Genomic DNA, 12365 nt, shown 5'->3' with positions numbered 1-12365 from the left:
TGCGTGTTTTTATGTGTTTATGCGGTGTTCGACCAGTTACCTCCGCCAAGACATTATTTTTGCCCTGACAGTTTCTTTTTTATATTTTGAAGTTAAGTATTTTCTCAATCCCTTTTTTCCAGATGCACACTAGCTACTCATAGAGCCTATTTTTTGGCTCACCTGAAACAGACAAAACTAAAACTGAACGCTGTACTATGTTCTAAAGCCAAATTTATCCCGATCCAGCAATAAAATCAGCGTATTACAATATATACCCATTTGACAATTCCCAAATATTGTTGTTGTCTAGAATTTTGCCGCTTCCCAGTTGCCGCATGTATTACTATTAACTAGACATTACTGAAGTAATAACAGTAGCAACGTTCAGTTAGGATTAAATATTTTAATCCAGTTTTGATAACCAAAACTACCGTATATAGTGTGGTTAGAATTAGTGAGAGTTAAAAAGTTTGATTGCAGTGGCTTTAGCGTCTAAATAAATTAATGTGTGTCTAAAAGAGATAACTAGCCAATATATAGATTACCATATTTATTCAAAAATAAAGTCATGTTTCCTTTATATTTCCAAATAATTAGTTAGTTTAAACCTTGGGTAATAGTTTTCCAAAGTACCTAGTAAATTATGGTAAAAATACCGAATTGTTGCCAATCAGAGATTAGCGATGGCTCTGCAAACGCCAAGGGCGATCGCAGATTTTTCCGGGCTACTGTGTCACCAATACTTTTAACAGTGCTGTGCTTAACAACTACTTGTGCTGCCAACGCCCAGGAGTCCCCGAAAACCACCAAATTTATACCCAAGTTAATCTCACAGTCACCTGCACCTCCTTTAACAGGTGTAGCATTCTCTGGTAATCAAATTTCCCTCAATGGTCGTACTGTACCAGGAACTTGGTTACAGCGGCCTGGAAAATCTGGCCAGATGACAACCGATATTAGTGATGGGGCATTTAGGCAATTAATTGGAGTAAATTTCTTAAACAGTAGTAATTCAGCGAAGCAACCAATACAGTGGTTTTCGTCAGTGACAAAGCCACTGGTATTAGCCACCAGGCTACTAGGAGCATATCGCTATCTGGATATCACTAATTTTGCTCAAACATCTGGATGGCAAATTCAAGCTAATGGCAACACTTTGGTGATTGCTACCCCAAAAACACAAATCACAAATATTGTTCAGAGTCAGGAACCTCCAGAAGCGAGTACCCCTTTGCAACAAGCTCGGATTCTTGTCGATTTAGATCGTCCCACTCCCTGGCAAGTTGCACAAGGGTCAGCGATCGCCAAACCGCAAACTCCTTCTTCCGATCCAGATACGCCAACTCCCAAATATACTGCACCCCCAAATAGACAGTGGACAATTACCCTGGATGGAATAGCCGATCCCGTTTTGATAGAGCGCTATACCCCCCAGCCACCAGCAGCACCACCAACATTGCTGCCAAACCTGCTCAAACAATTATCACCAGCTACACCAACACAACCAATACCACCAGCCCCTGAACCACTGATTCAAAAAGTGGAGGTGGTGAAAAACCAAACGATTATTAGTCTGAGCGTTCCCTTTGGTCTATCGCCTCAAGTTACTACTGTAGCTAACCCCAATCGTCTGAGTATCAATATTCGACCCGATCCTCTAGAAGAACGGGATATTACTTGGGCCCCAGGATTGCGTTGGCGACAGCATTATGTCAACTTAGGCACAGAGCGTTTTCCTGTAGTCTGGTTAGAAGTTAATCCCCGCAAATTTGGGCTAACCTTAAAACCTATGTGGGCTAGTCTTGATGGACTTGCGGGTACTGCTCCCATAATTCAAACAGCACAACGTTACTTAGCTGTAGCTGGAATTAATGGTGGTTATTTTAACCGTAATAATAGATTGCCATTGGGTGCGATTCGTCGGGATAGTCAGTGGTTATCAGGCCCCATTCTTAATCGAGGTGCGATCGCTTGGAATAATTCAGGCCAATTTTACTTCGGTCGTCTCACCTTAGAAGAAACTTTAATCACGGCAAATAGCCAGCGCCTACCAATTCTGTTTCTCAACAGTGGTTACGTCCAGAGTGGCATTGCTCGTTATACCTCAGCTTGGGGATCAACTTACACACCCCTGACAGATAACGAAATTATCTTAGTGGTAGAAAAAGACCAAATTACTAATCAGTTACCAGGCGGCAAAGTTGGTGCGACAGCGGTTCCCATTCCCCAGGATGGCTACCTGCTAACTTTACGCGCTAACGCTACTAGTGCTGCTTCCCAGCTACCTATTGGAAGCGCAGTAAGTATTTCCAGCGCCACTACTCCAGCTGATTTTAGTCGTTACCCCTACATTATCGGTGCTGGACCGCTATTAGTCCAAAATCGTCAAATTGTCCTTGATGCCAAAGGCGAAAAATTCAGCAATGCCTTTATTGCCGAAAAGGCTATTCGTAGCGGTATTTGCACAACGGCAACAGGCACACTGATGATTACTGCCACACATAATCGTGCTGGCGGTTATGGGCCTAATTTGGCAGAACATGCCCAATTGATGCAATTAATGGGCTGTGTGGATGCTTTAAATTTGGATGGCGGTAGTTCTACCAGCCTTTACTTAGGAGGGCAACTACTCGATCGATCACCCAGTACCGCTGCTCGTGTTCACAACGGAATTGGTATTTTCCTGCAACCACGAAAATGAAGGAATAGGGAAAAACTCAATCCCCAATCCCAGTCACTTTTTAAAGTTTAGAACAAGCTGTCATTTTGCTTGATGAAGACTTGGTGTAGACATCAGAATTTTAGTAGTGATGGTTTACACCATAAGGTTTGATTTTGCTATGTTTATCAAAGTGCGACAAAATTGCTGATTTTCAAGGTTGCAAGATAGCGCCAGATTTTTTATCAATAATTAAGAGTACCAACGGTTTGTTATGTCTTCAAATGAGGTAACTATGGCTCGATATCAAGAAACTACACAGACTGAAACTCTACACCTCCCTCCAACCATAACTTCCAGGGGCGTTGCTGCAACTGAATTACGTCCTTGGGGTGCTTTTACAGTTTTGGAAGAAGGGCGCGGATACAAAATTAAGCGCATCGAAGTTAAGCCTGGACACCGCCTCAGTCTACAAATGCACCATCATCGCAGCGAACATTGGATTGTCGTCTCTGGTACAGCTAGAGTAGTTTGTGGTGATAGAGAAGTACTACTGAGCAATAATGAGTCAACTTATGTACCCCAATGTACATCTCATCGTTTAGAGAATCCTGGCGTGATTCCCTTGGTATTGATTGAAGTCCAAAATGGCGAATACTTGGGAGAAGATGATATTATCCGCTACCAAGATGACTATGCCCGTACCAAAGATTAAAACCAAAAGAACGCTATTAAAGCTCTAACCCCAAAGCTGAATACATTTTTTTGTAAACCGTCTTTGTAAACGAACTACTACACCCCAGAAGTCCCTACCTAATCAAGGTGGGGACTGAAGCATGTTAGTGTTATAAATGTAGTAATAGCGATCGCGCTCATGCCTTGGGTAATTTGGAATTTTGCACAAGCAAGGGTCAACCTATCTGTAAAATGGAAGATGGGGTATTCAATTGCAAAAAACGAGTTCCATGATTCATCTGAGTCAAGCAGCCGTAAGTGAGATTGGGCGAATAAAGTCCAAGCAGACAAATGTCTTGTTTCGATTGGCAGTAAAACCAGGTGGTTGTTCCGGGTTCTTTTATGATATGTCCTTCGATGAAGCAATAAAAGTTGACGACCAGGTTTTCCACTTGGATGAGATTCAAGTAGTCATAGATGCCGCAAGCTTAAATTACCTCAACGGTTTGAGAGTTGATTATTCAGAAGACTTAATGGGTGGTGGTTTTCGCTTCCACAATCCCCAGGCGATCGCTACCTGTGGCTGTGGCAATTCCTTCTCCTTGAGTCCTTAGTGATTGAACAATTAATCAAAAAACAGATGTTCAATCACTAAGGAAAAATAGCAATTGACATAAAGCCGTAAAAAAAGATATAATCAGGATTTGTTAAAACTTAGACCATAAGCAGCTTTACGCGCTGTAACTCATGCCAACAATACAGCAGCTAATACGAAATGAGCGCGAACAAGCGCGTCAGAAAACCAAGTCCCCTGCTCTGAAACAATGCCCCCAACGTCGGGGAGTTTGTACCAGAGTATACACAACCACACCAAAAAAGCCTAACTCAGCCCTACGTAAAGTAGCAAGAGTCAGACTTACCTCTGGATTTGAAGTCACAGCTTACATTCCAGGCATTGGTCACAACTTACAAGAACACTCAGTTGTGATGATTCGTGGCGGTCGGGTTAAGGATCTACCAGGCGTGAGATACCACATTATCCGTGGCACCCTAGATACAGCCGGAGTCAAAGACCGCAAACAAGGCCGTTCCAAGTATGGAACCAAGCGTCCTAAAGAAGCGAAAAAATAGGATTAGGCGATTAATCGCATCCAACACGATTAATCGTCTACCTTAAAAAAGCTGAAGGGCAAAAGAAGGAGCGCCGTCTTTGTTCTAACAGTAGTGATGAAGGCTGCTAAAGTCTGTTTCAAAAAATCAAGCAAGCTACATCTACACTAAGCGAGCAAGTGTAGAAGTTCTGAGGAGGAAAATGCTGTAATCTACAGCTAATTTCTCATCTGAACATTAAAGTTTATAATCTTGTCGCCTTGAGTATTTCGTTGCAGGTAGTAAGTCAAACAATTCTTGATTTTAGATTTGCGATAGCGTAGCGTTAGCGAGTTATCGAGCGTCTTTTGGATTGGTCAAACCCACAAGGGAATTAGGCTTACAGACTTTTGATTTGTTCAGATCCTTGCGATCGGAATATATACCGAAAACTTTTAATCCAAAATCAAAAATCAAAAATTGGCAGTAAATAAGTCAGCCTTGCTGCAACGGTCGAAAAAATTGAGGAAGTCTGAGGGTTGGGTTCTACCGCTTTTAGTTTCCGGTGTCTGATAGCATATAATTTCGTTGCCAATTCCGAATTAAAGGTGAAGTATGTCTCGTCGTGGTGTTATTCAAAGGCGCCCAGTTCCGTCTGACTCCGTATATAACAGTCGCCTTGTGAGCATGATTATCAGACGGATCATGCGTCATGGCAAAAAATCACTTGCCGCACGCATTGTTTATGATGCATTAAAAACTATTGAAGAACGCACTGGTGCTGGTGCCTTAGAAACCTTTGAAAGAGCAGTGCGAAATGCCACGCCTTTAGTAGAAGTAAAGGCTCGGCGAGTTGGTGGAGCAACCTACCAAGTACCAATGGAAGTGCGTACAGAACGGGGCACTACTTTAGCACTGCGTTGGTTAGTGCAATATTCTCGGTCTAGACCAGGCCGGACAATGGCCAGCAAATTGGCAAATGAGTTAATGGATGCTGCCAACGAAACTGGCAATGCCATTCGCAAACGCGAAGAAACACACCGGATGGCGGAAGCTAACAAAGCATTCGCACATTATCGTTACTAAGTAAAAAAGCGATATATCGCCTTGCCAAAGCGGTATATCGTAGATTTACAAAAAAAGACGGTTTTCCGTAAAAGTATAGAATCTTAACAAAGAGTAATATACAAGATATCATGAGGCAAAAACTATAGGAGGTAGCTGTGGCACGCACGATCCCGCTAGAGAAAGTACGCAACATTGGTATTGCGGCGCATATAGATGCGGGCAAAACAACAACAACAGAGAGAATATTATTTTACTCTGGGATAATTCATAAAATTGGCGAAGTTCATGAAGGAACTGCCGTCACAGACTGGATGGAGCAGGAGCGGGAACGGGGAATTACCATTACTGCCGCTGCTATCAGTACCAGTTGGAAAGATCATCAAATTAACATTATCGATACTCCGGGTCACGTAGACTTCACAATTGAAGTTGAGCGTTCCATGCGCGTGTTGGATGGTGTAATCGCAGTATTTTGTTCTGTGGGCGGCGTGCAACCGCAGTCTGAGACAGTGTGGCGGCAAGCAGAGCGCTACAAAGTTCCTCGGATAGCCTTTATCAACAAGATGGATCGCACCGGAGCGAACTTTTATAAAGTTCACGAGCAAATCCGCGATCGCCTGCGGGCAAATGCGATCGCTATTCAACTACCAATTGGTAGTGAAAACGACTTCCGAGGTATCGTTGACCTAGTACGGCAACGTGCGTATATTTACGCTAATGATCAAGGAACCGATATCCAGGAAACCGATATCCCGGAAGAATTGCAAGCGCAGGTAGACGAATTCCGCACCAAGCTGATAGAAGCCGCAGCAGAAACCGATGATGCTCTGATGGCTAAGTACTTCGAGGGCGAAGAACTTACAGAACAGGAAGTTCGGACGGCCCTGCGAAAAGGCACAATTGCGGGGACAATTGTACCAGTACTTTGCGGTTCGGCATTCAAAAACAAAGGCGTACAGTTGATGCTGGATGCCGTTGTCGATTACCTGCCAGCGCCAAGTGAAGTACCGCCAATTCAAGGCTTACTGCCGAACGGCGATACTGTTGAGCGGCGGGCTGATGACAGCGAACCCCTAGCAGCTCTGGCATTCAAGATTATGGCTGACCCTTACGGTCGCCTAACATTTGTTCGTGTTTATTCTGGTGTCCTGAAAAAGGGCAGCTACGTTCTCAACGCTAGTAAGAATAAAAAAGAACGGATTTCCCGCTTAGTTCTAATGAAGGCAGACGATCGGCAAGATGTCGATGAACTGCGGGCGGGTGATTTGGGAGCAGCTTTGGGATTGAAAGACACCTTGACAGGCGACACGCTCTGTGATGATGCATCGCCAGTAATTCTGGAATCCCTATTCATTCCTGAGCCTGTAATCTCGGTGGCGGTTGAACCCAAAACTAAGAACGACATGGACAAGTTGTCCAAAGCTCTGCAATCTCTCTCAGAAGAAGACCCCACTTTCCGTGTCCGCGTCGATCCGGAAACAAACCAAACCGTAATCGCGGGGATGGGAGAGCTACACCTAGAAATTCTAGTAGACCGAATGTTACGAGAATTCAAGGTGGAGGCGAATGTAGGTGCGCCACAAGTAGCTTACCGAGAAACAATTCGGAAAGCTGTGAACAAAGTTGAGGGCAAATTCATCCGCCAAAGTGGTGGTAAAGGTCAATACGGTCACGTTGTGATCAATTTGGAGCCTGGAGAACCCGGTACTGGCTTTGAATTCGTCTCCAAAATTGCCGGCGGTACAGTACCTAAAGAGTACGTTGGCCCCGCAGAACAAGGAATGAAAGAAAGCTGTGAATCCGGTGTTCTAGCTGGATATCCGTTGATTGACGTCAAAGCGACGCTAATTGATGGGTCATACCACGATGTAGACTCTTCGGAAATGGCTTTCAAAATCGCCGGCTCAATGGCGATGAAAGAGGCTGTGCTGAAAGCTTCACCCGTCCTCTTAGAGCCTATGATGAAAGTTGAGGTTGAAGTTCCTGAAGACTATATCGGGAACGTCATTGGCGACCTCATCTCCCGCCGAGGGCAAATTGAAAGTCAAAGCACCGAACAGGGACTTGCTAAGGTCGCATCCAAAGTTCCACTGGCGACCATGTTTGGCTACGCCACTGATATCCGGTCAAAGACGCAAGGTCGGGGTATCTTCACGATGGAGTTCAGCCACTACGAAGAGGTGCCTCGCAGCGTAGCTGAAACTATCATTGCAAAAAGCAAAGGGAACGCTTAGTTAAAATAAGGAAATGAGTATTCATGGCACGCGCAAAGTTTGAAAGGAATAAACCCCACATTAATATCGGTACAGTTGGCCACGTTGACCACGGTAAAACTACCTTGACAGCAGCCATCACCATGACCTTGGCAGCTATGGGTCAGGCTGTAGCTAAAGGCTACGACCAAATTGATAATGCCCCAGAAGAAAAGGCACGGGGTATTACCATCAATACCGCTCACGTAGAGTATGAAACTGCAAGTCGGCACTATGCTCACGTAGACTGTCCAGGACACGCTGACTATGTGAAGAACATGATCACCGGTGCTGCCCAAATGGACGGAGGTATCCTCGTAGTTGCTGCTACCGATGGCCCTATGCCCCAAACCCGCGAACACATTCTTTTGGCAAAACAGGTTGGTGTTCCCAGTCTGGTTGTCTTCTTGAATAAAGAAGACTTGATGGATGACCCAGAACTCTTAGAACTAGTGGAACTAGAACTGAGAGAACTGTTAAGCAGCTATGATTTCCCTGGGGATGATATCCCTATTATCAAAGGCTCTGGTCTGCAAGCTCTGGAAGCAATGACCAAGAATCCCAAGACCCAACGAGGAGAAAATCCTTGGGTAGACAAAATCTATGAACTGATGGATGCTGTAGATTCTTACATCCCCACTCCTGAGCGGGATGTTGATAAACCCTTCCTGATGGCTGTAGAAGACGTGTTCTCAATCACAGGTCGTGGTACTGTCGCCACTGGTCGGATTGAACGGGGTGTAGTCAAAGTTGGCGATAACGTTGAACTAGTGGGTATCAGAGATACTCGTGCTACTACCGTAACTGGGATTGAAATGTTCAAGAAGAGTCTTGAGCAAGGTATGGCTGGAGATAACGCTGGCGTACTACTCCGGGGTATCCAGAAGGCTGATATTGAACGGGGTATGGTAATTGCCAAACCAGGTTCGATTAAACCTCACAATGAATTTGAAGGTGAAGTGTACGTCCTAACTGAAAAAGAAGGTGGTCGTAAGACTCCATTTTTCGCTGGCTACCGTCCCCAGTTCTACGTGCGGACAACCGATGTAACTGGTACTATCAAAGCCTACACTTCCGATGAAGGCAAAGAAGTAGAAATGGTGATGCCAGGCGATCGCATCAAGATGACAGTAGAATTGATCAACGCGATCGCTATTGAACAAGGAATGCGCTTCGCTATTCGCGAAGGTGGTCGCACCATTGGTGCAGGTGTCGTCTCCAAAATTATCAAGTAGCAAGCACCTTTTTGCTCATAACAAAGGAGCAGAGATGGTATTTATTTTGCCTCTCTGCTCCTTTCTCTTCCCTCTATAAATAAGGTAATAGGTTACAGGGGACAGGTAATAGTTTTCTGTAACCGATAACTTGTAACCGTTAACCTGTAAATACTCCCCTAATTACGCAGAACCTGGAAAATTAAAGATGGCAACTCTACAGCAGCAGAAGATTAGAATTCGCTTACAAGCCTTTGACAGGCGCTTATTAGATACATCTTGCGAGAAGATTGTAGACACAGCTAACCGCACCAACGCTACAGCCATAGGCCCAATTCCTTTACCAACAAAACGCCGGATCTATTGTGTGCTGCGATCGCCTCACGTAGATAAAGACTCACGGGAGCATTTTGAAACCCGTACTCATCGCCGGATTATTGACATTTACCAGCCCTCTTCTAAGACTATTGATGCCCTGATGAAATTGGATCTACCATCGGGTGTAGATATTGAAGTCAAACTTTAATTTAGTCATTAGTCATTGGTCATTTGTCATTAGCAAAGAACGAAGGACAAAGGACAACAGACACTAGTATGAATATTTACACAGCCCTGAAGAAATATATCTCAGGGCTTTTATTTAGCTAGGAAACAAATGATAGAATGTAGATAAAGTACGGGAAAAGCAGAGAAAAGAAATTTTAAAGATTAAGTTTATCCCAAAGTAACAATGACATCATCTTCTAAAATTGCAGTTCGCGAACTACCTCTGTTCCCGTTACCCGAAGTAGTTCTGTTTCCTACTAGGCCATTACCCCTGCACATCTTTGAATTTCGCTACCGAATCATGATGAACACGATTTTGGAGAGTGATCGCAGATTCGGTGTTTTGATGTTTGATCCAGTCAAAGGTACAATTGCAAACACTGGTTGCTGTGCCGAAATTATTCATCACCAACGCCTGCCAGACGATCGGATCAAGATGATGACTTTAGGGCAGCAAAGATTTCGTGTATTAGAGTATGTTCGTGAAAAGCCATATCGCGTCGGCTTAGTTGAGTGGATTGAAGACCAACCACCCACTAAAGATTTGCGACCTTTATCAACTGAAGTAGAACAACTACTACGAGATGTTGTGCGTCTATCAGCAAAATTAACCGAACAAAATATCGAACTCCCAGAAGATTTGCCCGATCTACCAACAGAGTTATCTTATTGGGTAGCCAGTAACCTTTATGGCGTCGCCGCAGAGCAGCAATTATTGCTAGAAATGCAGGATACTGTAACTCGTCTAGAGCGAGAAGCAGAAATTTTAACTTCTACTCGGAATCACTTGGCAGCTCGCGCTGTTCTCAAAGATACATTTAGTGAAAAGTGAGGAGTTAAAAGTTAGGAGTTAAAAATGAGGAGTTAGGAAGAAAAAACAAAAATAAAAGATCGACAACTTATAATTTATATTTCCTGGCTGATAACTTGTAAATGCTAAATGATAACTCTTAACTGATAACTCCTAACTTCTTAAGTAACGGCGCCGATCGGTAAAACATTATAAGCGCCAAGAATTTTTAAAATCTCTGTGTGGATGGCTAATTCTGCTAAAGCAGATTGCATTTGTGCTTCCTTGGCGTCCGCTTCTAAATCCATGAAAAACAAGTATTCGCCTAGTGATCGCTTTGTCGGACGAGATTCAATCCGGCTGAGGTTAATTCCTAGTTGAGCAAATATTTGCAAAGGTTTGACCAACGCTCCGGGTGTGTTAGCAGGCATACTAAAAGCCAGCGATGTATGACTAGTAGGAGCTTTTGTTGCCTGGTATCCAGCGTCCACTTCACCCTGACTTACTACCCAAAAACGAGTAAAGTTTTCTGGATAGTCGTTGATGTTACTGGCAAGTATCGGCAATTTGTAGAGTTGAGCAGCTCTGCTAGAAGCGATCGCTGCTGTTGTTGTCTCTTGCTCCAATCGCTGTAGTGCTTCGGTTGTAGAATTGCTAGGAATAATCTGTACAGTCGGTAGAAACCGCTCTAACCATCCCTGACATTGTGCCAAAGCTTGTGGGTGAGAGTAGACAGTTTTAATACTATCTAAATTAGGCGCACAAGAAATTAACATATGGGCAATGGGTAATACCAAAGCCAACTGTATTCGCAAACTGTCCAACTGCCAAAGTGTATCCAGTGTTGTAGTAACACTGCCTTCAATAGAATTTTCCACTGGCACAACAGCCAACTGCGCTTGACCATTAGCAACGGCGTGCAGTGATTGGGAAATGCTGGGATAGGGGCATAATCTAGCCTCAATTCCCGTAGTTTTGCTCAACCAGTTGACATAAAAAATAGTTGCTTGTTCTGCATAAGTGCCGGGAGGACCTAAATGTGCGATCGATAAAGTCATGCTTTTAGCCTTGAGTTGCGAGTGTAATGCGTAAATAAAGATTATGATATTTTGGTTTGGTAAATATATCCAACATCTACTTTTACTAAACACTGTTATCTCTAAAATTTACGCACTAAAGGGATAGAACGGAATATGTATCTAGGAAAAAAAGTTATGGAATATCAGTCTTCTAACATATAGATTTCCTAGCAGTTTTTTTGCTAAAATCCCTCTGAAGATTTAAGAGCAATGATAGATATGGGTTTCTACCCAAATGAACAAGCACATTATGGGTTTTATGTCAAGAGTTAAATCCTAATCTATATTTCTTGAACTAAAGATTAGAATGAGGGTACCAACTTTTTGCTAATTGATGTATAGCTGATTTTTCTAATAATCAGAACTAAGTTGTTAAAAAATATTAAAATTAAGAAACAGATATTTTTATTAGCTCATGGCTACCCGGTTTACTGCCTCCCAATCGGTTGAAATCGCTGTTCCAGAGCAGCCTATTCCCATTCAGCACTACTTGCGTCAGCCTCAACGTCTGGTTAAGGCTTTGGTTGACAATAGCCGGATTCAGCAACTTTCTGAGGAAGTATTTCGCTTGAAAATGCGTCCGCTAACTTTTATGTCATTGAGTATTCAACCTACTGTAGACATGAGAGTCTGGGCAGAATCAAACGGAATAATTTATTTGCGATCGCTAAACTGTGAAATTTTAGGTTTCGAGTATATTAACCAGCGCTTTGCTCTCAATTTAAAAGGCTATTTGTCTCCCAAAGAGTTTAGCACTGGCACTCGCTTGCAAGGAAAAGCTGATTTAGAAGTGGTGGTGGATTTTCCACCGCCATTTTCCTTTACTCCTAAGCCGATTTTAGAAGCTACTGGCAATGGTTTGCTTAAAAGCGTACTGTTGTCAGTCAAGCAACGGTTATTAAATCAACTTTTGGCAGATTATCGCTACTGGGTGATCTCACAAACCAAAGATAGAGGACTTGACGCTGATAGTACTGAATTACCAATCCTGAATGCTGAGTAATTATTTAA

Annotated in this window: 11 protein-coding genes; 10 read left to right on the top strand and 1 reads right to left on the bottom strand. The window is 43.3% G+C overall.

Annotation, left to right across the window (positions count from 1 at the left end; genetic code table 11):
- The first annotated feature begins 625 nt into the window (after positions 1 to 625).
- The 9 genes from HWQ43_RS29145 to HWQ43_RS29105 all read left to right on the top strand — a co-directional run bounded on the left by HWQ43_RS29145 (position 626) and on the right by HWQ43_RS29105 (position 10317).
- The gene (locus HWQ43_RS29145) at positions 626 to 2683 is read left to right on the top strand and encodes a phosphodiester glycosidase family protein (RefSeq protein ID WP_292740140.1); all 2058 of its coding nucleotides are present in this window, start codon (positions 626 to 628) and stop codon (positions 2681 to 2683) included.
- Positions 2684 to 2936: 253 nt separating this feature from the next.
- Positions 2937 to 3356, top strand: a complete 420-nt coding sequence (locus HWQ43_RS29140) for a cupin domain-containing protein (RefSeq protein ID WP_292740138.1) — start codon at positions 2937 to 2939, stop codon at positions 3354 to 3356.
- A 250-nt stretch (positions 3357 to 3606) separates the two neighbouring features.
- Positions 3607 to 3930 carry an iron-sulfur cluster assembly accessory protein gene (locus tag HWQ43_RS29135; RefSeq protein WP_292740304.1) on the top strand — a complete coding sequence of 108 codons (324 nt, stop codon included), beginning with the start codon at positions 3607 to 3609 and terminating at the stop codon, positions 3928 to 3930.
- A 133-nt stretch (positions 3931 to 4063) separates the two neighbouring features.
- Entirely contained in the window at positions 4064 to 4447 is a 384-nt protein-coding gene (rpsL, locus tag HWQ43_RS29130; RefSeq protein WP_012410236.1) for a 30S ribosomal protein S12, read from the top strand.
- Positions 4448 to 5020: 573 nt separating this feature from the next.
- On the top strand, positions 5021 to 5491 hold the full coding sequence (rpsG, locus tag HWQ43_RS29125) for a 30S ribosomal protein S7 (RefSeq protein ID WP_069070112.1): 471 nt from the start codon (positions 5021 to 5023) through the stop codon (positions 5489 to 5491).
- 137 nt (positions 5492 to 5628) lie between these two features.
- Positions 5629 to 7707, top strand: a complete 2079-nt coding sequence (gene fusA / locus HWQ43_RS29120) for an elongation factor G (RefSeq protein WP_292740117.1) — start codon at positions 5629 to 5631, stop codon at positions 7705 to 7707.
- Between the two features lie 23 nt (positions 7708 to 7730).
- Positions 7731 to 8960 (top strand): elongation factor Tu, encoded by a 1230-nt coding sequence (gene tuf / locus HWQ43_RS29115; RefSeq protein ID WP_099099763.1) that lies wholly within the window; start codon positions 7731 to 7733, stop codon positions 8958 to 8960.
- Between the two features lie 187 nt (positions 8961 to 9147).
- Positions 9148 to 9465 (top strand): 30S ribosomal protein S10, encoded by a 318-nt coding sequence (rpsJ, locus tag HWQ43_RS29110; RefSeq protein WP_008232935.1) that lies wholly within the window; start codon positions 9148 to 9150, stop codon positions 9463 to 9465.
- 204 nt (positions 9466 to 9669) lie between these two features.
- Complete coding sequence (locus HWQ43_RS29105) at positions 9670 to 10317, top strand: LON peptidase substrate-binding domain-containing protein (protein ID WP_094349488.1); 648 nt, start codon at positions 9670 to 9672, stop codon at positions 10315 to 10317.
- 140 nt (positions 10318 to 10457) lie between these two features.
- On the opposite strand, the gene pheA is transcribed toward HWQ43_RS29105, so the two are convergent.
- Positions 10458 to 11333, bottom strand: coding sequence for a prephenate dehydratase (gene pheA / locus HWQ43_RS29100; RefSeq protein ID WP_292740114.1), 876 nt, complete (start codon positions 11331 to 11333; stop codon positions 10458 to 10460).
- A gap of 436 nt (positions 11334 to 11769) precedes the next feature.
- On the opposite strand from pheA, the gene HWQ43_RS29095 reads away from it, so the two are divergent.
- On the top strand, positions 11770 to 12357 hold the full coding sequence (locus tag HWQ43_RS29095; RefSeq protein ID WP_292740112.1) for a DUF1997 domain-containing protein: 588 nt from the start codon (positions 11770 to 11772) through the stop codon (positions 12355 to 12357).
- The last annotated feature ends 8 nt before the right edge of the window (positions 12358 to 12365 follow it).

Origin of the sequence: Nostoc sp. JL31, from assembly GCF_017114965.1 — a bacterium.
Classification (GTDB): Bacteria; Cyanobacteriota; Cyanobacteriia; order Cyanobacteriales; family Nostocaceae; genus Nostoc; species Nostoc punctiforme_A.
The sequence above is the reverse complement of the archived record's forward strand: the minus strand, read 5'-3'. Positions and strand labels throughout refer to the sequence as shown.

Coding starts and splice junctions, on each gene's coding strand:
- HWQ43_RS29145 (WP_292740140.1), top strand. CDS start 626: ATGGTAAAAATACCGAATTGTTGCCAATCAGAGATTAGCGATGGCTCT.
- HWQ43_RS29140 (WP_292740138.1), top strand. CDS start 2,937: ATGGCTCGATATCAAGAAACTACACAGACTGAAACTCTACACCTCCCT.
- HWQ43_RS29135 (WP_292740304.1), top strand. CDS start 3,607: ATGATTCATCTGAGTCAAGCAGCCGTAAGTGAGATTGGGCGAATAAAG.
- rpsL (WP_012410236.1), top strand. CDS start 4,064: ATGCCAACAATACAGCAGCTAATACGAAATGAGCGCGAACAAGCGCGT.
- rpsG (WP_069070112.1), top strand. CDS start 5,021: ATGTCTCGTCGTGGTGTTATTCAAAGGCGCCCAGTTCCGTCTGACTCC.
- tuf (WP_099099763.1), top strand. CDS start 7,731: ATGGCACGCGCAAAGTTTGAAAGGAATAAACCCCACATTAATATCGGT.
- rpsJ (WP_008232935.1), top strand. CDS start 9,148: ATGGCAACTCTACAGCAGCAGAAGATTAGAATTCGCTTACAAGCCTTT.
- HWQ43_RS29105 (WP_094349488.1), top strand. CDS start 9,670: ATGACATCATCTTCTAAAATTGCAGTTCGCGAACTACCTCTGTTCCCG.
- pheA (WP_292740114.1), bottom strand. CDS start 11,333: ATGACTTTATCGATCGCACATTTAGGTCCTCCCGGCACTTATGCAGAA.
- HWQ43_RS29095 (WP_292740112.1), top strand. CDS start 11,770: ATGGCTACCCGGTTTACTGCCTCCCAATCGGTTGAAATCGCTGTTCCA.